The organism is Janthinobacterium sp. OK676 (assembly GCF_900103595.1).
Taxonomy (GTDB): domain Bacteria; phylum Pseudomonadota; class Gammaproteobacteria; order Burkholderiales; family Burkholderiaceae_D; genus Janthinobacterium.
The window spans coordinates 1-20,372 of record NZ_FNHA01000022.1; the positions used below are offsets into that span (position 1 = coordinate 1).

The 20,372-nt window shown below is 62.6% G+C and carries 19 protein-coding genes; 6 read left to right on the forward strand and 13 right to left on the reverse strand.

Annotation, left to right across the window (positions count from 1 at the left end; all coding sequences use genetic code 11):
* The 8 genes from BLU39_RS27570 to BLU39_RS27605 all read right to left on the reverse strand — a co-directional run.
* The coding region (locus tag BLU39_RS27570; RefSeq protein ID WP_139178189.1) for an aldehyde dehydrogenase family protein at positions 1 to 284 on the reverse strand (284 nt) is incomplete at its 3' end.
* 13 nt (positions 285 to 297) lie between these two features.
* Positions 298 to 1,095, reverse strand: a complete 798-nt coding sequence (iolB, locus tag BLU39_RS27575; protein ID WP_092719547.1) for a 5-deoxy-glucuronate isomerase — start codon at positions 1,093 to 1,095, stop codon at positions 298 to 300.
* Positions 1,092 to 2,006, reverse strand: a complete 915-nt coding sequence (iolE, locus tag BLU39_RS27580; RefSeq protein ID WP_092719550.1) for a myo-inosose-2 dehydratase — start codon at positions 2,004 to 2,006, stop codon at positions 1,092 to 1,094. Before iolE ends, iolB begins: the two co-directional genes overlap by 4 nt.
* A gap of 1 nt (position 2,007) precedes the next feature.
* Entirely contained in the window at positions 2,008 to 3,837 is a 1,830-nt protein-coding gene (iolD, locus tag BLU39_RS27585; protein WP_092719553.1) for a 3D-(3,5/4)-trihydroxycyclohexane-1,2-dione acylhydrolase (decyclizing), read from the reverse strand.
* Entirely contained in the window at positions 3,834 to 5,780 is a 1,947-nt protein-coding gene (iolC, locus tag BLU39_RS27590) for a bifunctional 5-dehydro-2-deoxygluconokinase/5-dehydro-2-deoxyphosphogluconate aldolase (protein ID WP_092719557.1), read from the reverse strand. Before iolC ends, iolD begins: the two co-directional genes overlap by 4 nt.
* An 8-nt stretch (positions 5,781 to 5,788) precedes the next feature.
* Entirely contained in the window at positions 5,789 to 6,574 is a 786-nt protein-coding gene (locus BLU39_RS27595) for an ATP-binding cassette domain-containing protein (protein ID WP_034757661.1), read from the reverse strand.
* A gap of 3 nt (positions 6,575 to 6,577) precedes the next feature.
* A complete protein-coding gene (locus BLU39_RS27600; RefSeq protein WP_175539440.1) occupies positions 6,578 to 7,711 on the reverse strand; it encodes an ABC transporter permease in 1,134 nt (377 codons plus the stop codon).
* 164 nt (positions 7,712 to 7,875) lie between these two features.
* Positions 7,876 to 8,898, reverse strand: coding sequence for a sugar ABC transporter substrate-binding protein (locus BLU39_RS27605; RefSeq protein ID WP_232731363.1), 1,023 nt, complete (start codon positions 8,896 to 8,898; stop codon positions 7,876 to 7,878).
* Between the two features lie 275 nt (positions 8,899 to 9,173).
* On the opposite strand from BLU39_RS27605, the gene BLU39_RS27610 reads away from it, so the two are divergent.
* Genes BLU39_RS27610 through BLU39_RS27620 form a run of 3 tightly spaced genes read left to right on the forward strand, consistent with a single transcriptional unit; the run spans position 9,174 to position 12,082 of the window.
* Positions 9,174 to 10,040: a MurR/RpiR family transcriptional regulator gene (locus BLU39_RS27610; protein WP_034757651.1), complete on the forward strand. Its 867-nt coding sequence runs from the start codon at positions 9,174 to 9,176 to the stop codon at positions 10,038 to 10,040.
* Complete coding sequence (gene iolG / locus BLU39_RS27615; RefSeq protein WP_092719566.1) at positions 10,033 to 11,025, forward strand: inositol 2-dehydrogenase; 993 nt, start codon at positions 10,033 to 10,035, stop codon at positions 11,023 to 11,025. Before BLU39_RS27610 ends, iolG begins: the two co-directional genes overlap by 8 nt.
* A gap of 34 nt (positions 11,026 to 11,059) precedes the next feature.
* Positions 11,060 to 12,082: a Gfo/Idh/MocA family oxidoreductase gene (locus BLU39_RS27620; RefSeq protein WP_092719569.1), complete on the forward strand. Its 1,023-nt coding sequence runs from the start codon at positions 11,060 to 11,062 to the stop codon at positions 12,080 to 12,082.
* Positions 12,083 to 12,097: 15 nt separating this feature from the next.
* Here BLU39_RS27620 and BLU39_RS27625 read toward each other — a convergent pair whose 3' ends face one another.
* The gene (locus BLU39_RS27625; RefSeq protein WP_092719572.1) at positions 12,098 to 12,424 is read right to left on the reverse strand and encodes a helix-turn-helix domain-containing transcriptional regulator; all 327 of its coding nucleotides are present in this window, start codon (positions 12,422 to 12,424) and stop codon (positions 12,098 to 12,100) included.
* Complete coding sequence (locus BLU39_RS27630; RefSeq protein ID WP_092719592.1) at positions 12,393 to 12,767, reverse strand: type II toxin-antitoxin system RelE/ParE family toxin; 375 nt, start codon at positions 12,765 to 12,767, stop codon at positions 12,393 to 12,395. The genes BLU39_RS27625 and BLU39_RS27630 overlap by 32 nt, the downstream gene beginning before the upstream one ends.
* Positions 12,768 to 13,018: 251 nt before the next feature.
* Between BLU39_RS27630 and BLU39_RS27635 the strand changes: the two genes are divergently transcribed.
* Positions 13,019 to 14,245 carry a hypothetical protein gene (locus BLU39_RS27635; protein WP_092719574.1) on the forward strand — a complete coding sequence of 409 codons (1,227 nt, stop codon included), beginning with the start codon at positions 13,019 to 13,021 and terminating at the stop codon, positions 14,243 to 14,245.
* 6 nt (positions 14,246 to 14,251) lie between these two features.
* On the opposite strand, the gene BLU39_RS27640 is transcribed toward BLU39_RS27635, so the two are convergent.
* From BLU39_RS27640 to BLU39_RS27650, 3 genes are read right to left on the reverse strand one after another with little or no spacing between them, the layout of a single operon-like run.
* Positions 14,252 to 15,715, reverse strand: a complete 1,464-nt coding sequence (locus BLU39_RS27640) for an ATP-binding protein (protein ID WP_092719577.1) — start codon at positions 15,713 to 15,715, stop codon at positions 14,252 to 14,254.
* Complete coding sequence (locus tag BLU39_RS27645) at positions 15,708 to 16,421, reverse strand: response regulator (protein ID WP_092719580.1); 714 nt, start codon at positions 16,419 to 16,421, stop codon at positions 15,708 to 15,710. The genes BLU39_RS27640 and BLU39_RS27645 overlap by 8 nt, the downstream gene beginning before the upstream one ends.
* On the reverse strand, positions 16,396 to 17,724 hold the full coding sequence (locus BLU39_RS27650) for an ABC transporter substrate-binding protein (protein ID WP_254789079.1): 1,329 nt from the start codon (positions 17,722 to 17,724) through the stop codon (positions 16,396 to 16,398). Before BLU39_RS27650 ends, BLU39_RS27645 begins: the two co-directional genes overlap by 26 nt.
* A 355-nt stretch (positions 17,725 to 18,079) precedes the next feature.
* Here BLU39_RS27650 and BLU39_RS27655 point away from each other — a divergent pair, with 355 nt between their 5' ends.
* Both BLU39_RS27655 and BLU39_RS27660 read left to right on the forward strand, forming a co-directional pair.
* Positions 18,080 to 19,345 carry an ABC transporter substrate-binding protein gene (locus BLU39_RS27655; RefSeq protein ID WP_092719583.1) on the forward strand — a complete coding sequence of 422 codons (1,266 nt, stop codon included), beginning with the start codon at positions 18,080 to 18,082 and terminating at the stop codon, positions 19,343 to 19,345.
* A gap of 111 nt (positions 19,346 to 19,456) precedes the next feature.
* On the forward strand, positions 19,457 to 20,371 hold the full coding sequence (locus BLU39_RS27660) for a carbohydrate ABC transporter permease (protein WP_034758088.1): 915 nt from the start codon (positions 19,457 to 19,459) through the stop codon (positions 20,369 to 20,371).
* The last annotated feature ends 1 nt before the right edge of the window (position 20,372 follow it).

Sequence of the window (20,372 nt, forward strand, 5' to 3'; positions counted from 1 at the left end):
TTGCCGTGCTCCGCCGTGATCAGGGCGGCCAGTTGATCCGAGTGTTCTTCCAGCAATTCCTTGAACTTGAACATGACGCGCGCGCGGCGCAGCGGCGAGGTTTGCGACCAGGCGGGAAAGGCCGCGTGGGCGGCCGCCACGGCCGCGTTCAATTCGGAAGGCGTGGCCAGCGCCACCTTCGCCGTCACGGCGCCGGTGGCGGGATTGAAGACGTCGCTCGTGCGCTCGGCGCGCGAAGCCATGGGTTTGCCACCAATAAAGTGGCCGATCTGTTGCGTTGTCATTGCTTGTCCTTGGTTATTTCGTCATCAGCCAGTCATGGGCCGGGTCATTTTTAAAGTGCCACACGCGTTTCGGGCCGGCCATCACGTTCAGGTAATAGCCATCGTAGCCATACGGCACGGTCACGGGGTGGTACCCCCTGGGCACCATCACCACGTCGTGGTTTTCCACGGCCATGGCTTCGTCGATGGAACGGTCATCCGTATAGACTCGTTGGTAGGCAAAGCCCTGTTCGGGATTGAGGCGGTGGTAATAGGTTTCTTCCAACGAACTTTCCAGCGGCACATTGTCGCTGTCGTGCTTGTGCGGCGGATAGCTCGACGAGTGGCCCGACGGCGTCACCACCTCGACCACCAGCAAGCCATCGGCTTCTTCCGTCTGCGGCAGGATGTCGCACACATAGCGCGTGTTGGCGCCCTTGCCGCGCACGGAGCGCGTCATGGTCGATGGCTCGATCAGGCGCGCCGGACGGTGGGTGGTGCCCGGTGCGCTGCACAACGCCACTTCCGCGTCGCTCACAGCCGTGACGCTGACCGTGGTTGCTATCGGGACATACACGGCATACGGCGAGCGGTCTTCAAACACGCTGGCGCGTCCGCCGATGGCTTCCCAGGTTTGATCGCCCGCCCGCACCGTGACCGTACCCGTCAGCACGACGATGCACAGTTCGCGCTTGCCCGTGTCCAGCTGCAAGGACTCGCCCGCCTGAAGGCGGTGCGCGGCGAACCCGACATGCGTCCAGCCGGCCGACTCCGGCGTCACCTCGACGATCTTGCCGCCGGCCTTGTCCGCTTTGACCAGCAGCAGGCTCATGCCGCCTCCCGTTTCACGCGGGGAATGGCATCAACCAATTGCGCCAGGTAATCATGCCCCATCTTCGCGTATTCGTAGCTGGGCGCGACGGCCGGATCCTGCTCCGCTTCCACCACCAGCCAGCCTTCGTAGCCGTGCAGGTACAGCCGCGTGAGGATGGCGGGGAAATCGATGCTGCCGTCGCCCGGCACGCTGAAGGCGCCATTGATGACGGCCTGCAAGAAACTCCAGTGGCCATTTCTCGCCAGTTTCACGACGTTCGGCCGCACGTCCTTGCAATGCACGTGGCAGATGCGATCGATGTGCTTATTTAACACCGCCAGCGCATCGCCGCCCGCAAACGTGATGTGGCCCGTGTCGAACAGCAAGCCGACCTCGGATCCCGTCAAGGCCATCAATTGATCCACGTCGGCCGGCGTTTCCACGTAGGCGCCCATATGATGGTGGTACGCGAGGCGCACGCCGTGGTCGAGCAAGTGTTTTGCAAACGCCGTCAATTTGTCGGCGTAGTCCTGCCATTGCCGCTGCGACTGGAAACGCGGGCGTTTATATAAAGGCCGTGCTTCGCCCTGGATGGCGTCGGCCACTTCACCGTAGACCATGACGGTGGCGCCGCTGTCGGCCAGCAGCCGTAAATGCGATGCCACGGCGGCGATCTCCTCTTCCACGGAGCGGTGCGCCAGCCGTCCCGAGTACCAGCCGGAAACACAGGCGAGATGGTATTTGCCCAGCACGGCGTTCAGGGATGGCGCATCCTTGGGAAACTTGTTGCCCAGTTCAAAACCCACGTAGCCGATCTCGGCGCCCTCCTTCAACGCCGTTTCCAGCGGCGTCTCACCGCCCAGGCTCGGCAAATCGTCGTTCATCCACGAGATCGGGTTGATGCCGATCTTCACATTCCATGTATTCATCTCAATTCCTTTGTTTCAGGCGGTCAAGTTCATAACGGGTGCGCGCAAGCTGCACGGCTGGCTGGGTGGACACTTCCGGTACGGCCACTTCCCACCAGCAACCGCCCTCCTCCGTCGTACGCGTGTCGTCCGTATCGATGCAGATCAGATACGTGCGGGGCGCGGCCCGGGCGCGCAGCATGGCCTGTTCCAGCTCGGTGATATTGGCCACGTGTTCGGACAGCGCGCCCAGCGATTGCGCATGCAGGGCGAAGTCGATACGGGGTGCGCTGTCGGGCAACATATTGTTGAACGAAGGATTGCCGCAGGCCTGCTGCAGGCGGTTGATGCAACCGTAACCGCGGTTGTCGAGCACGACGATGATGAGTTTTTTGTCGAGCATGACGGAGGTGGCGATTTCCGAATTCATCATCAGATAGCTGCCGTCGCCCACCATGACGATCACCTCGGCATCGGGTTTGGCCATCTTGACGCCGAGGCCGCCGGCGATCTCGTAACCCATGCACGAGTAGCCGTATTCCATGTGGTAGCCGCCCGGCGTGCTGGTACGCCAGAGTTTATGCAGTTCGGCCGGCAAGGTGCCCGCCGCGCAGACGACGATATCGTTGCGCGTCGAATCCGGTGAAGAGCGCTGCACGGCGCCGATGACTTCGCCGTCGTACGGCAAGCCGGCCACGTCGCGTTTGCCGGTGATGCTTTTGACTGTCTCGCGCCACGCGTTCCCTGCCTGCTGCGCGCGGTCTTGCCACTGGCCCGCGCTGTTCCAGCTGCCCAGCAGCCGCGACAGGCCTTGCAAGCCCAGTGTCGCGTCCGCCTGTACACCGAGGCCGCGGCGTTTCAGGGCGTCAACACCGTTGACGTTCAGGCTGACGAGTTGCGCCTGGGCAAACAGGGAGTTCGACCCGGTCGTGAAATCCTGCAGGCGCGTGCCGATGGCCAGCACCACGTCCGCCTGCGCCGCCAGGGCGTTCGCGGCGGGCGAGCCCGTCACGCCGATGGCGCCCAGCTGCAGCGGATGGTCCCATGGCAGAGAACTTTTGCCGGCCTGGGTTTCGGCCACGGGAATGCCATGGCGTTCGGCAAACGCCTGCAAGGCGGCGCTGGCCTGGCCATACAACACGCCGCCACCGGCGACGATCAGCGGCTGTTTCGCGTGTTTCAACAACGCCGCCGCTTCGTCCAGTTCCTGTTCCACGGGCGGGACGGCGCGCAAACGCACGATGCGCGGTTCAAAGAAATCGGCCGGATAGTCATACGCCATCGTCTGCACGTCTTGCGGTAAAGACAAAGTCACGGGGCCGCAAGCGGCCGGGTCCGTCAAGGCGGCAATGGCACGCGGCAAGGCGGTGAGTAGCTGTTCCGGATAGACGATGCGGTCGAAATAGCGTGACAGCGGTTTGAATGCATCGTTGACGGAAACGCTGCCGTCAGACGGGTCTTCCAGCTGCTGCAGCACCGGGTCCGGCGCGCGCGAGACGAAGACGTCGCCAGGCAGCAAGAGCACGGGCAAACGGTTCACATGCGCCAGCGCGGCGGCCGTCAGCAAGTTGGTGGCGCCCGGGCCGATGGAACTGGTCACGGCCATCATGCGCCGGCGCATGTGGGCTTTCGCATAGGCGATGGCCGAATGCGCCATCGCCTGTTCGTTGTGGGCGCGGTAGGTGGGGAATTGTTCGCGGTACTGGTACAGCGCCTCGCCCAGGCCCGCCACGTTGCCGTGGCCAAAGATGGCAAAGGCGCCGCCGAACAGAGGTTCGCCCTCTTCCGTGCGCAAGGCGGCCAGATAGCGCACCAAGGCCTGGGCCATGGTCAAGCGGATGGTGGCGCTCATGCCGCACGCTCCAGGCGGTTGCGCGTGCGCTGCCACAGGGCAATGAGCTGCTCGAAGTTGGCGCGCACGGCGGCGATCAGGCCGGCATCGTCGAGTTCGCCGGCCAGCCAGCGGCGGCTCGGTTCCTGGAAGATGGTGCGGCCCACCATGAAACCCTTGCACGTCGTGCTGGCGCTGGCTTGCTCGAAACTGGCGGCCAGGGCGGCGATCGGCGCGTTCAAGCCCAGCAACACGACGCCACGGCAATACGGATCGCGCTCGTGCACGAGGGCATCGATGGCTTGCCATTGCTGGGCTGACATGCTTTCCAGCTTCCACCATTCGGGATAAATACCCAGGTTGTACAAACGTTTCACGGCGCGCAAGACCGTATCGTCACCGTGCGGCAGGGATTCCGACGGTATGACTTCGAGCAACAGTTCGTGACCGCTCACTTGCGCCGCGTCGTACAGTGCCTTGATCTGCGCTTCCTGTTCCAAGCGGTTTTCCACGGCGTCGTCCGGATGCAGCTGCACCAGGCATTTGATCACGTGTTCCTTGGGCCAGCTGAGCAGGTGCGAGCCGATGGAACGGCCCCAGTCGAACTGCAGCGGATTCGATCCCGGCAATTCCACGGGACGGCCTATCCACCAGCCGCGTCCCGTCGCATCATTGAGCGCATCGACGCCATAGCGGCCATCGATCAGCACGCCCGTCTTGCCGGCCAGCTGCAAGGCCATTTCCGTCTGCGCCACGGCTTGCACCATCAATTGTTTCAAGGCCGCAATGGCGGACTCGGGCGCACCCGTCTGTTGCGCCAGCTCGAAAAATTGCGTGCGGTGGTCAAAGGCAAACACGCACAACTCATCCCATTGCTTGCGCGCCACCGTCGTGCGGTGCAGGCGCGACAAGGTGGCGTCCTGGTCCGGCTGCGTCAGCTTGGCGGCATTGGCGAGGAAGTAATCGAGCTCGACGGGCGACGGCATGGCCGGCGCGCAGCCGTGGCGCGACACGACGAGGGCGCCGCAGCCATTCGCATAGCGGCAGCATGCCTCGTAATCCTCGCCGCGCAGCCAGCCTTTCAAAAAGCCAGACAGAAAAGCGTCGCCCGCACCCAGCACGTTCAACACTTCCACACGCACGCCACGATAATTAAACGCGTCATCGAGACCGGCAGGCACCACAGACTCGATGACGGCGCAACCCAGCGGCCCGCGCTTGACGACCAGGATAGCCAGGCTCACCGCCCGCACGGCGCGCAAACTGGCCATGATGTCCGCCCCGCCGCCGGCGATCATGAATTCCTCTTCCGTGCCGACGATCAAGTCAAAATGAGGCAGGATGCCCTGCAAGTGACCGGTCACGCCTTCGTTCGAAACGAAACGCGTTTCGCCATCGGCCTTGCCCGACAAGCCCCACAGCACGGGCCGGTAATCGATGTCGAGCACGGTGCGCACCTTGTTGGTGCGGGCCAATGTGAGTGCCTGCGTGCTGACGGCGTGCATGGCGGCCGTGGAGAAATGCGTGCCGGTGATCAGCAGCGCCTTGCTCGACGCAATGAAAGCCGCATCCACCGACGATGCGTCGATGGCCATGTCGGCGCAATTTTCACGATAGAAAATCAGGGGAAAGGTGTTCTCGTCCTTGATGCCCAGCATGACTAAAGCCGTGAGGCGGTCGCGGTCGATGCCCACGTGGCTGACGTCGCAGCCCTCTTTCGACAGTGTGTCGGTGAGGAAACGGCCCATGTGGTCGTCACCCACTTTCGACAGCATGGCCGACTTCAAGCCCAAGCGGGCCGTGCCGAAGGCGATGTTCGCCGACGAGCCGCCCAGGTATTTGGCAAAGCTCGTCGCGTCTTCCAGGGTGCTGCCGATCTGCTGCGCGTACAGGTCCACGGCCAGGCGGCCCAGGCAGATCACGTCGAGCGCGCGGCCCTGGGCAAATTGTGTGGAATTATTCATGGCTATCCTTAAATCGTGACACCGTCGAGTTCACTCATCAGCGTTTGCATTTCCGCGCCGCCCGCCATCATGTCCAGCAAGGCATCCTTGCTCACCGTATCCTTGGTGAACGTGCCCAGCGACTTGCCCCGATTCAACAACGTGAACGAGTCGCCCACCGGATATGCATGGTGCACATTGTGCGTGATAAAGATCACGGAAATGCCCCGCTCGCGCGCCTTGTAAATCAGTTTCAACACATTGAACGACTGTTTTACGCCCAGGGCGGCCGTCGGCTCGTCGAGGATCAGCACCCTGGCGCCGAAGTGGATGGCGCGGGCGATGGCCAGACACTGCTTTTCGCCGCCCGACATGGTGCCGATGGCCTGGTGCGGATCGCGCACCATGATGCCCATCTCGGCCAGCTTGTCGCGCGCCGTCTCGGCCGCGTAATCGATATCCATCACGGGCACCAGGCCCAGCAGCTTTTTCATCGGCTCGCGGCCCATGAAGAAATTGCGCGCCACGGATAGCAGCGGCACCAGCGCCAGATCCTGGTAGACGGTGGCCACGCCCATGTCCAGCGCTTCGCTGGGCGAATTGAAGACGACGGGCTTGCCATCGACCAGGTACTGGCCATCGGTGGGCTTGTGCACGCCGGCCAGGGTCTTGATCAGGGTGGACTTGCCGGCGCCGTTGTCGCCCAGCAAACAGTGCACTTCGCCTTCCTTCAGCCGCATGGTGATGTTTTGCAAGGCCAGCACGGAGCCGAAGCGCTTGCTGACATTTTCCAGGGCAAGAATATGCTCGCTCATGATTTATCTCGCTTCCGTGACGCGTGAGCGTACAAAGTTGTTGAACAGCACCGCGATCAGCAGCATGACGCCGAGGAACACGCGGAACCAGTCCGAATTGATGTTGGTATAAGTGATGCCGATCTGCACCACGCCGAAGATCAGCGCGCCGAAGCAGGCACCGACGACGGAACCGTAACCGCCCGTCAGCAAAGCGCCGCCGATGACGGCCGCGATGATGGCTTCGAATTCCTTTTGCATGCCGCGGTCGGCGGCGGCCGAACCGATATCGCACACTTGCAAGGTGGCAAACAGGCAGGCGCAGAAAGCCGTGAAGACGAACAGGGAAATCTTTACCTTGCGCACCGGCACGCCCACATTCTTGGCCGCGTTGGCGTCGCCGCCGACGGCGAACATCCAGTTGCCGAAGCGGGTACGCGACAGGACAAACGCGGCGCCGGCAGCCAGCACCAGCCACCAGGCGATGACTTTCGGGATGCCTTTCACCAGCGGCGAGCCGTCGTCGAGCACGGCGATCCAGCCATGCGCGCCCATCCAGTGGAACAGGCCAGTGGCCACATTGCCGTGGAACAGCAGGCTGGCCAGCCAGTCGTTGGCGGCCAGCTCGCCCACGCCGCTGACGATGGTGCGGTTGGCAAACATGATCGACAGGGCCAGGGTCAGGCCGCGCAGGATGAACAGAAAGGCCAGGGTGACGATGAACGATGGCAAGCGCGTCTTGATGACGATGTAGCCGTTGAGCCAGCCCAGCGCCATGGAACCGGCGAAGGCGAAAATAATGGCGGCCCACAGTGGCCAGTGGAAATAAATCGTCGGGATGGCGATCATCATGCCGGCAAAGCCGATCATGGAGCCGATCGACAGGTCGAATTCACCGGCGATCATCAACAGGCAGGCGCCGATGGCGATGATGCCCAGGTAGGACGCCACTTGCATCCAGTTGACGACGCCATCGAGGTTGAACATGCCGGAGTCGCCGGCCGTGATGACGAAGAAGGCGAACACGAGCACCGCGCCGGAAATCGAGGCGAACTCGGGGCGGCCAAAAAACCGTTTGACCCAGCTGGTCGTGCCCACGCGCTCGTCGGCGGCGGCAACTGGCTTGCTGGAAGCGCCGGGAGGCGGAGGGGGATTCATGCCCGGGCTGGCCAGGCTGGATTTGAGCGCAGTCATACAAAGTCCTTTCACTGTTACTTGATGCTATTACTATCGCCAGCATCGCTGGCGCCAGGCGTGCTCCTCCCATGCGCCGCCCGCGGAGGCGGTGCGGCGCTGGGCAAACCCGGTGGCGACTGTGTGGATTAGCGGTATTGGCCGGCGTATTTTTCGACCTTGGCGATGTTGTCCTTGGTCACGAAACCGGGGCCGGAGCTGATGTGGCGCGGGCCGTAGATGGGCGTCAGGCCGTATTCCGCCAGGCGTGCCTGGTATTTCGGATTGGCGATCAGGATTTCCTTGACCTTGGCCAGGTCAGTGATCTTTTGCTGTTTCATGATGGCCATCACGGCGACAGGAATATAGCCTTGCAGGTAGGGCTGCTGGTCGATGGCGAACTGGATGCTGCCATCCTTGATGCCCTTGGCGATTTCTTCCGACAAGTCGAAGCTGGCGAAGTACATCTTGCCTTTCAAGCCCAGCTTCTCGACGGCGCGCATGGCGGCCGGCGCCGAATCCGGTCCCAGCGCCAGCACGGCCTGGGTCTTCGGATTGCTGCGCAGATAGGCGCTGACCTTGCTTTCGATCACGCCAGGGTCGACGCCATTGGTGTCGAGCGTGGACGATTTGAAATCGACGCCGAGCGCATCGGCAAAACCGCGGCAGCGTTCGAACGACGACGCATTCATCGCATAGTGATTCACGCACACGAACGATTTGATGCCCGCTTCCTTGGCGCGCTTGCCGGCGCCCAGGCCCGCTTCATACTCGGGCTGGCCCACGTGCATGATGGCTTTCAATTGTTCGCTTTGCGCCAGGGTGCCCGAATTGATGGTCACGAGCATGATTTTCTTGGCCACTACCGTGCCCAGCGGCTTTTGCAGCACGCTGAAGTCGGCGATGTCGGCGATCAAGCCATCGTAATTACGCGCGGCCGACTGCTCGATCAGGCGCGCCATGTCGGCTAGGTCGCCATTGGGCGGATTGCGGTAGTCGACGGACACATTGAAATCTTCACCGGCTTGCTTGATGGCGTTCTTGATGGTGTTCCACCAGGAATCGGAGTCCGGCGCGTGACTGACCAGGACGAATTTCTCGCCGGCAGCATGGCTGGCGCCCGTGCTCAAACCCAGGCTCAGGCCCAGGCTGGCGATGGCCAGGCACTTCATCAAACCCTTGCTTTTATTGCTATGCATGAATGTCTCCTAGACGGATTAATTTTTATAGTTGCGAGCTTTTATGAAGGGTGTCACCGGTCTGGCCTTGCGGCACACGAACCGATGCACTGCGCACAGCTTAGGCCACAAAAAAGACAAATGCAATAAAATTTTCAAAATAAATTTAAATAGAAATTCGTTTCTATTTTTAAGATTCCCTCCTATAATTCTCGCCAGAACCAGCCGCACAGAGACAGCGGCACAGCAAGTACACCAAGGAAAAAATCATGGCAGCCACCGCCCCCATCGAACAACTGATGCAGCACATTGCCGCCGAGTACGACAACCTGTCGCGCCAGTTGAAAGTCATCGCGCAATACATTGAAAAGCACCGGGCCAGCCTGATGCTCGAACGCATCAGCGACATCGCCGCCGCCTGCGACGTGCAGCCGTCCGCCATCGTGCGTTTCGCGCAGCGCTTCGGCTATACAGGCTTTTCCGAAATGCAAGACGTGTTCCGCCAGGCTTATACGGACCAGGCCGGCGCCACGCCTGACTACCAGCAGCGCATCCGCAAGCTGATCTCCACGCGCGACGCCGCCCTGAGCGCGGGCGACCTGACGCGAGAATTCGTCGGCGCCAGCCGCGCCGGTCTCGACGACCTGGCGGCCGGCCTCGACGACGCCCAGCTGGAAGCGGCCGTCAACCTGCTGCTGAAAGCGGAAAATATCTATGTGATCGGCGTGCGCCGGTCCTTCCCGATCGCCTCCTACATCGCCTATGCGCTCGAGCATACGGACAAGCGCGTGCACCTAATTAGCGGACTGGGCGGCATGCACCGCGAACAGATGCGCAGCGTGCGCGAACGCGATGTGGCGATCGCCATCAGTTTCTCGCCTTACGGCAAGGAAACCCAGCAGTGCATCAAGGCGGCGCAGGACAAGGGCGCCAAGGTCCTCGTGATTACCGACAGCAAACTGGCTCCGCTCGCGCGGGCCGCCGACGCGCTGCTCACCGTCACCGAGGGCAGCGCCTTCGCCTTCCGCTCGCTGACCAGCACCATCTGCCTGTGCCAGGCGCTGTTCATTGCGCTGGCCTACAAATTAGAGCTCGACATCGAAGAAATCCACACCCCAGGAGAACATGATGATTGAAGTAGCATTGTTTGGCGCCGGACGCATCGGCAAAATCCACGCGGCCAACCTGGCCGCGCAAGCCGGCGTCCAGTTCAAGTACGTGGTCGACGTCAACCAGGAAGCAGCGTCCGCGCTGGCCGGCTTGCATGGCGGCAGCAGCGCCTCGGTGGAAACGGCGCTGGCCGACCCGGCCATCAAGGCCGTCGTCATCGCGTCCAGCACGGACACGCACGCGGACCTGATCCTGCGCTCGGCCGCCGCCGGCAAGGCCATCTTTTGCGAAAAACCCGTCGACCTGACGATAGACCGCGCGCGCGCCTGCGCCGCCGCCGTCAAGGAAGCCAAGGTGCTGTGCATGCTGGGCTTCCAGCGCCGTTACGATCCCACTTTCAATGCCGTCAAGACACGGATTGAAGCGGGCGAAATCGGCACACCGGAATTGCTGGTCGTCACCAGCCGCGATCCGGGTCCGCCACCGGTCAGCTACATCAAGGTGTCGGGCGGCATCTTCAAGGATATGCTGATCCACGATTTCGACATCTTCCGCTGGATACTCGACGATGAAGCCGTCAGCGTACACGCCACGGGCAGCTGCCTTGTCGATCCCGCCATCGGCGAGGCTGGCGACCTGGACACGGCCGTCGTCACCATCCGCACGGCCAAGGGACGCTTGTGCCAGATCAATGCCTCGCGCCGCGCTGCCTACGGCTACGACCAGCGCTTCGAAGTACTGGGCAGCGCCGGCATGCTGCAGGCGGGCAACCACAAGCCGACGGAAGTGACGGCCTATGGTGCTGTGAACGTCAGCGTGGACAAGCCGGAAGATTTTTTCCTGGAACGTTATCGCGTGGCGTACGCGCAGGAAATGGCGCATTTCTTCGACGCGCTCACCCATGGAACGCCGCTGCGCACCACCGTCCACGATGGCTTGAAGGCGCTGGAACTGGCCGAGGCGGCGACGCTGTCCTGGCGCGAGGGTCGTGTCGTGACCCTGGCGTCGTAACTTTATAAACAACAATAAAAAATCTGGAGACACCATGTCATCCCCAACATTAAAAGTCGGCATCGTCGGCCTGGGCCGGCTGGGCCAGCGCCACGCCATCAACCTGGCGCAGCGCGTGCCGAATGCCGAGGTCGTGGCGGCCTGCAGCCCCGTGCCAGCCGAACTGGACTGGGCCGCCAGCCAGCTCGGCATCACCACCGGCTATGCCGATTACGACGCCCTGCTGGCCCACCCGGGCCTGGACGCCGTCTTCCTCGTCACGCCCACCTCGCTGCATGCGGACCAGATCATCGCCGCCCTGCGCGCCGGCAAGCACGTGTTTTGCGAAAAACCGCTGTCGCTGGACTTGGCCAACTGCCTGAAGGTGGAAGCGGAAGCGGCGCGCCACCCGCAGCTGACGATCATGATCGGCTTCGTGCGCCGTTTCGACGCCAGCTACCATGACGCGCAGCAAAAGATTGCCCAGGGACTCATCGGCAAACCCTACCTGGTGCGTTCGCAAACCTGCGACCAGAACGATCCCAGCGGCGCCTTCATGCGCTTCGCCCCCACCAGCGGCGGCATCTTCCTCGACTGCAGCGTGCACGATATCGACCTGGCGCGCTGGCTGCTGGGCAATCCCACGCCCAAGCGCGTGTATGCGAGCGGCACCAATGCCATCCATACGGGCTTGCAGACGTTCGGCGACGTCGACAATGGCTTGGCGACAGTCGAGTTCAGCGATGGCAGCATGGCCAGCTTCATGGCCTCGCGCACCATGGCGCATGGCCATGAAACCCTGACGGAAGTGTTCGGCACGGGCGGCCGCCTGGCCGTAGGCAGCAATCCGCGCCTGAACCGGGTGGAAATTTCGGATGCGCATGGCGTGCGCAATGAATGCACGCCGGACTTCTATGCCCGCTTCGCCGACGCCTTTTTGATCGAGGCGCAGGAATTCACGGATGCGGCATTGGGTCGGCGCACCTTGTCATTGACCTTGCACGACGCGACGGAAGCGACGCGCATCGGCCTGGCCATGACGCAAGCGATGCGCGAAGCGCGCCCGGTGGAATTCTAGCCGCGTGCAAAGAACTCAGGCAGCCGGTGCGGGAAATGGCTGCCTGGGTTCCACGGCCAGCCGCAAGCCCATGGCATCGAGGATGGCCGTCAAGGTGCTCAGGGATGGATTGCCATCGGGCGACAAGGTGCGGTACAGCTGGGTAGGATTAAGCTTGGCCGCCTGCGCCACGGCGGGCACACCGCCAAAGGCGCGCGTCAGCTGGCGCAGCACGCTCAGGAGTTCGCCGTGGTCGCCATCGACGAGGATGTTGTTGATCAGTTCAAGGGCGAAGGCGGGATCGTCGCGGTACAGCTCAGCCATTGCTTCGTCATGCGAGCGGTCTCTTGGTGGTTTGCTCATGACCTGTTTCACGTCCTCTTTCATGTCCTCTCTCCTTCCAGTCGTGCCAGCAGGCACAGGCGTATTCGATATCTTTCGGCTGCGTGCGCTTGTCGCCACCACACAGCAATAAAATAATCTGGCCGTCGTCGATGGCATAGTAAATACGGTAACCAGCACCCACGTCGATGCGCAATTCCCACACGCCGTCGTGGCAAAATTTATGGTCGCCAAAATTGCCGGGAATCATACGCAGCACGCGCCGCACGATGGCTACCCTGGCCGTGTTATCGCGCTGGCGCTTCAGCCATTCCGTATATAAATCCCTGCCCGATGACGTCAGATAGTGCCGGATCTCGTACATCATATTCGTCCATAAACGAAGAAAAATCAAGAAGAAAATCACGTGTATGCGAAAAAAAGAAGACCACGCCATCTTGCTACCAAACCCGCACGCGCAGGCCGCGAACGCCGGGTTCACTGCGCTATATCAAGATGCATTTTTCTAATTGTTATAGGGAAATGAGGCTGCCCGTCCGTGCTCCGTGTCCGTGCCGCGCTCCAGCCTGTTGCGCTATACAATAAGCGCCTGCCCAACCGCAAAACCAGGCCACCATGACGAACAACGACAGCAACTCTCCTACTCTCGCCGACGTGGCCGAACGTTACGTCAAACTGGTCCTGGCCATGGGCCAGCACGATGCCTCGTATGTGGACGCCTATTACGGCCCGCCCGCGTGGCAACAGGAGGCGCTAGAACAGCAACTGGGTTTGAGCGACATCAAGGCCGCGACGGACAAGGCGCTGGCCTTGCTGGCCGACGCCCCCTGCCTGCGCGCCGCCAACCTGCGCAAGCAGCTGCAAGCCGTCATGGCGCGCGCGGAGATGCTGCAGGGATCGCGCCTCGATTTCGATACGGAAAGCGCGCGCCTGTACGACGCCGTCTCGCCCCATCACAACCGTGCATACTATGAAGCACTGGTGGCGCGGATCGACGCCCTGCTGCCTGGCGGCGGCACGGTGAGCGAACGTGTCAACGCCTTGCGCGCACAGCTCATCATTCCCGCCGACAAGCTGCACGCCGTCATGGATGCGGCCATCCGCGCGGGCCGCGAACGCACCTTGCGCTACATCGCCCTGCCCGAGGGCGAAGATTTTATATTGGAATTTGTCACCGACAAGCCGTGGAGCGGCTACAACTGGTACAAGGGCAATTACCAAAGCCTGATCCAGATCAATACGGACTTGCCCGTGTACATCGATCGCGCCGTCGATCTCGGCTGCCACGAAGCCTATCCGGGCCACCACGTGTACAACGTGCTGCTCGAACGCGACCTGGTGCGCGGCAAGGGCTGGATGGAATACTGCATCTATCCGCTGTATTCGCCGCAATCGTTGATCGCCGAAGGCACGGCCAATTACGGCATCGAGCTGAGTTTTACGGATGAAGAGCGGCTGGCTTTCGAACGGCAGGTGCTGTATCCGCTGGCCGGCCTCGATCCGGCGCTGGCGCCCCGCTATGCGCAACTCAACGCGCTGCTGGCCAAACTCGGCTATGCCGACAACGACATCGCGCGCCAGTACCTCGAAGGCAGCCTGAGCCGCGAAGAAGCGCTGGAATGGCTGGTCAACGTGCGCCTGTACCCGGCCGAGAAATCCGCGCAGCGCCTGCAGTTCTACGACGCCATGGGCGCCTACGTCATCAATTACAACCTGGGACAGGACATGGCGAAAGCCTATGTCGAGCGCCAGGGCGCGACGCGCGCCGCACACTGGGCCGCCTTCCGTGACCTGATGTCCTCGCCGCGCGTACCCAGTGCGCTGCTGGCCGGGCAAAGCTGACGTCGCTCACTGGGCCGGCAGGCGGATGGTCGCTTCCAGGCCGCCATCGCGGTGGTTCGCCAGGCTCAGCTCGCCGCCGTGGGCCTGGATGATGCTGCGCGCGATGCCAAGTCCCAATCCCATGCCATGCGCATTTTGCTCGCGGCCATGTTCCAGGCGTACATAGGGCTGGAACAGGCTGGCGAACGCCTCTTCGGCCACGCCGGGGCCGTCATCGCGGATGCGGATGACCACGTTGGCGCCCTCGCGGCACGCCGACAAATGGGCGGTCTTGCCGTAAAACAGGGCATTGTCGAGCAAGTTGCCGATGGCGCGCTTCAGGGCCAGGGGCTTGGCCTTCACGCTCAGGTCCGTTTCCACGTAATGCACTTCATGGCCGGCCAGCTGGGCCCCGCGCACCATGCGCTGCAGCAAGGGGTCCAATCGCACCTCGGTGGCGTTTTCATGGATATCGCTATCCTTCACGCATTGCAGCGCCCCCTTGACCATCATGTCCAGTTCATCGAGGTCATCGTGGAATTCGTTGCGCTGCACATCGTCGTCGAGCAATTCCGTGCGCAATTTCAGGCGCGTGATGGGCGTGCGCAAGTCGTGCGAAATCGAAACGAACAGCCGTTCGCGGTCTTCCAGGTAGCGCTGGATGCGTTCGCGCATGCCGCTGAAGGCGCGTGCCGTCTGCACGAATTCGCGGCTGCCCGTCTGCGGCAACGGCGGCGGCGTCTCGCCACGGCCAAACGCCTCGGCCGCATCCGACAGGGCCGCCAGCGGCCGTGTAGTCCAGCGCACGACGAGGATGGACAGCAGCAGCACGGCCGCCAGCGACAACGCTTGCAGCAATACCCGGTCGAGTGTCCACGGATTACTGCTTTGCAAGAAATACGGGTTGGGCATCAGTGCCGCCAGGTACAGCCAGTTGCCCGGCTCCAGCTCGGCCTGGATCACGAGGATAGGCGCGGGATTCGGTTTCAGCAGCAAGATGTGCTGCACCCAGTTTTCCGGCAAGTCGCCGATGTGCGCGCCGCTGTCGGCCACCACCAGGTCGCTCGGCCAGGCGAAGCCCACGCGGTAGCCGGCCAGCTGCGGCAAGTCGCTCTTCAGCGCCGCGCCCACCGTGGCCACCACCGTATCGGCCAGCGCGTGCGGGGCGATTTCGCGGATGGCCAGCGGCCCCTGGTTGACGTTGACAAAGAAGCGCGTGCCGCCCATCTCGCGAAATTGCTGGATCAGGATGGGGCGATAGTTGGCCGGCAGGCTGAGAAAGAAACGGATGGTGCTGGCGGCGCTGCGGGCCAGGTGCTGCGACGCCATGCGCGCCTCCACGGCCGAATCGCGGCGCAGCTGCGTGGCCCAGATCAGGTTGCCCACCAGTTGCGTGGCCAGCACGCCGGCCACCATCACCACGGACAGGCGGCCCAGCAGCGATGGCGGCAGCAGACGCTCGAGCAGGCGGCGCGCGCCCCGCTCAGGCATGTACACTGCTCACGTCGGCCGAGAAGACATAGCCGGCGCCGCGCACCGTCTTGATCAGCATGGGCTGCTTGCCATCGTCCTTCAGGCGCAGCCGCAGCCGGCTCACCTGCACATCGAGCGAGCGGTCGAGCGGCCCCGCGTCGCGGCCCCGCGTCTGTTCGCACAGCACGCTACGGTCGAGGATATCGCCCGGATGCTCGACAAAGTAGCGCAGCAGCTGGAAATCGAGGCCCGTCAGCTGCAGCGCTTCGCCATCGGCATCCGTCACCGTGCGTTCCAGCGTATCGAGCGTAAACCCGACGAAACGATAGTAACGGGGCGGCGCTGCCGCGTCGATGCCCGTGCGGCGATGAATGGCTTTGATGCGCGCCAGCAATTCGCGCGGGCTGTAGGGCTTGGCGATGTAGTCATCGGCGCCCAGCTCCAGCCCCACCACCCGGTCCGTCTCGTCGGAGCTGGCCGTCAGCATGATGATGGGCACGTTCGAGCGGGCGCGCACCACCTTGCACAGGGCAAAGCCATCCGTATCGGGCAGCATCACGTCGAGGATCACCAGCGACAGGCTGTCGACGTGGCGGTGGAATTCGGCCAGGAAGGTGGCACCATCGTGCGCCAGGCCCACCTCGTACTGGTTCTTTTCCAGGTAGGCCTTCAACAGCATGCGGGTCTTTTGATCGTCGTCAACGACCAGGATTTTGCGTGACATGATCTCGTCCTTTTTTATTCAGCGCCTGCAACATGCTGCCGATGCGGCGTTGCGCGTCGGCCGCGCTGATCGTCTCGTCCAGGAAATAACGGTGCACTTCGGCGATGATGGCGTCCTTGCTGGTTTCATCGGTGGCCATGCGGTGCACGAGGCTGGGCGCCTGGAATGCGGCGCCGCGCGCGAATGCCTGCGCCGAGGCGCGCCCGCAGCTGTCCAGGCGCGACAGGTCGGCCTGGCGCAAGGCGGGAATCGAGCCCTTTACCTGGCTGTATTCAAGCTGCACGGGCAGCGAAGCGACCACCTGCGCCAGCTTTTCCTGCGCGCCCTGGTGCGTGTAATCGGAGGCGAACATGGCCAGGGTATCGATGCTGTACAGGTGGTAGTCGCCTGTATCGGGCGCCGCGACGCAGCCGAACACCTCGTCCGTGGCGCGGCCCCAGGCGTTCAGCTCGCCCTTCGCCCAGTCGCCCATGATGTACATGGCCGCCTCGCCATCGCCCACCTGGCGCGCCATTTCAGGCCAGCCCTGTTCGCGCAGCGGCGTGCCCATCCATTGCTTCAGCGACCTCAAGCGCTGCAAGGCGTGGCGCAGGCGCGGGTCCGCATACGCCTCGGCTTTCTTCTCGACAAACAGGGCGCGGTAATACGCGGGCCCCGATTCGGCCAGCACCAGCGTTTCAAACAGGGTGGCCACCTGCCACGCTTCGCTGCTTTGCGCCAGCGGCGTGATGCCGGCCTGGCGCAGCTTGCCGGCCACGCGCTCGAAGTCGCTCCAGCTGCGCGGCACGGCCAGGTCCAGGCGCTGGAAGATCTTGCGGTTGTAAAACAGGGTATTGATGCGGTGGATGCCGGCCGGCACGCCCATCGTATGGCCGCGGTTCTGCAGCAAGCCCCACACGGTGGGATACATGGTCGCGCGCCAGTTGTTGCTGGCGGCGACGCTGTCGAGTTGCAGCAGCAAGCCCAGGTCGCTCCACTCGCCCAGGGTATAGCCGATCAGTTGCATGACTTCCGGCGATTTGCCGGCCAGCACGCGGCTCTTCAAGACCTTGCCCGCGCCGACGCCTGCGCCACCCGCGATGCCCGCGTCGCGCCATTCGACGCCTTCCTGCGCCAGGCGCGCCACCAGTACGTCGGCGGCGCGGCGTTCGCCGATCGAGGTCCACCAATGCAGTACTTGCAGTGCTTCGGCCAGCGCCGGCACGCTGCTGCACATGAAGGCAAGCAGCGCCAGCGCCGCCACGCCGCGACGGCGGGCGGCCCCGGCATGGCGGTCGGCGGTGCTGCGCGGCGGGGTCTTCAATCCTGTCTCCTTGTTCTTGTCGCGACAAACTATAGCCCAACTACAAAACAGCAGGTTGGTAATTTAGACCCCTGATTTGTAAAGAAACGTGAGCTTTTGTTGCGCTACCTTGCGCAGCGCACCAGGGGCACCACGTGCCCGACGCCCCGCGCGGCGCGCCACGGCAGCAGTCGACGGTAAGGAAAGGTAAGCAGGCAGACGTGCGCATTATAAATTTATCCTTTCAAATCAACAGGATAAGCGATAGCCGCCAGTGCAATGCCGGGTGCTGGCGTCACATTCCCCCCGATGCTACTGTCCGCCAACTGCAGCGTAACAGGCAGCCAAACAAGACCAACACCAACAAGGAGACGACATGCAACTGCATGCACAAGGCGGCGCGGCCGCGCGCAACACATTGCTGGCCCTGCTGCTGGCCAGCGGCACGGCACAGGCGGGCACGCTCACCATCGAAAGCTGGCGCGTGGATGACAAGACCCTGTGGGAAACGGTGGTCATTCCCGCCTTCCAGAAAAAACATCCTGGCATCGAGATCAAGTTCTCGCCCACCGCCCCCACGGAATACGATTCCACCCTGAACGCGCGCCTGAGCGGCGGCACGGCCGGCGACTTGCTGGCCTGCCGCCCGTTCGACGTCTCGCTGGCCCTGTACAAGCGCGGCCAGCTGGAAAAGCTCGACGGCAAGGCCGGCATGGACAACTTCCCTGCCTCGGCCAAAGTGGCGTGGCAGACGGACGATGGCAAGGACACCTTCTGCATGCCGATCGCGTCCGTCATGCATGGCTTCCTGTACAACAAGAAAATCTTCCGCGAACTGAAACTGCAACCGCCCGCCACGGAAGAGGAATTCTTCAAGGTGCTGGAAACGGTCAAGAAGAGCGGCAAATATGCGCCCTTGGCCCTGGGCACGGCCGACCAGTGGGAAGCGAACCAGGTGGTGTTTACCAGCATCGGCGCCAATTACTGGAAGGGTGAAGAGGGCCGCAAGGCGCTGATCGCCGGCAAGGCCAAATTTACCGACCCGCAATTCGTCGCCGCCTGGGAATATGAGGCACGGCTGGGCAGCTACCTGTCCAAGGGCGCCAGCGCGCAAACCTATGGCGACAGCCAGAACCAGTTCGCGCTGGGCAAGGCCGCCATCTACCCGTCCGGCTCCTGGGACATCGCCTACTTCAAGCAGGACCCGGAACTGGAACTGGGCGCCTTCAACCCGCCCGTACGCAAGGCCGGCGACAAGTGCTATATCTCGGACCACACGGACATCGGCATGAGCGTCAACAAGAAGTCGAAGAACAAGGAAGACGCCTACAAATTCATCGCCTGGCTCGGCTCGCAGGAATTCGCCGACATCTACACCAACAAGGTGACGGGCTTCTTCTCGCTGTCGAACCACTTGATCTCCATCAAGGATCCGCTGGCCAAGCAAATGAACAGCTGGCGTGCCAGTTGCGCCTCGACCATCCGCCTGAATGCGCAAATCCTCAACCGTGGCGAGCCGAGCATGGAAAACGAGCTGTGGAACGTCAACGCCCAAGTCTTGAACGGCAAACTGGCACCGAAAGACGCGGCGCGCCAGATCCAGTCCGGCTTTGCCAAGTGGTACAAGCCACAACAGCAATAAATCCCTCTACCCTCCCCGCGCAACCGGCCTGAGCAGTGCGATGCGGCGGCCGGTGGCTCGGTTTTGCCGGCGGCCCCGCCGCCGGTGCTTTTCTTCGTCTGGAGTTTCGCCGTGAAAAAAGCTTTCCCATGGCACGTCCTCGTGTTCCTGGCCCCGGCGCTGGTCATTTACTCGCTGTTCAGCGCCCTGCCCCTGGCCGATACCCTGCGCCTCGGCCTGTACACGACCGATGAGAGCGGCCAGCACCATTTTGCCGGCCTGGCCAACTACGCCACCATCCTGTTCGACCCGCAATGGTCGCAAAGTTTCTGGAATGCGATGTGGAACAACTGCAAATTCTTCCTCATCCACATGCTGCTGCAAAATCCCATCGGCCTGCTGCTGGCCACCCTCTTCAGCCTCAAGGGTTTGAAGGGCGAGCGCAGCTACCGTACCCTGATCTTCCTGCCGACCCTGCTGTCCGTCGTCATCATCGGCTTCATCTGGCAGCTGATCCTGTCGCCGCTGTGGGGCGTGGGCCAGTCGCTGATGGATGGCGTGGGCATCGGCAGCTACTTCGCGCCATGGCTGGGCCAGGAATCGACGGCCCTGCTGACCATCGCTCTCATTTCCGTTTGGCAATACATCGGCATCCCCATGATGCTGATCTATGCGGCCCTGCTGGCCGTGCCCGAGGAAATCATCGAGGCGGCCCACGCGGAAGGGGCGAGCGCCATGCGCATCTTCTGGCAAATCAAGCTGCCGCTGATCTGGCCCACCCTGGGGCTAGTGACCATCCTCACCTTTGTCGCCAACTTCAACGCCTTCGACCTCGTGTATTCCGTGAAAGGCGCGCTGGCGGGACCGAACTACGCCACCGACATCCTCGGCACCTTCTTTTACCGCACCTTCTTCGGTTACCAGGCCCAGCTGGGCAGCCCCACCATGGGCGCCGCCGTGGCCACCATGATGTTCCTCGTGATCCTCGTGGGCGTGGGCGTGTATTTCTTTTTCGTGCAGCGCAAGCTGACACGCTACGAACTGTAAG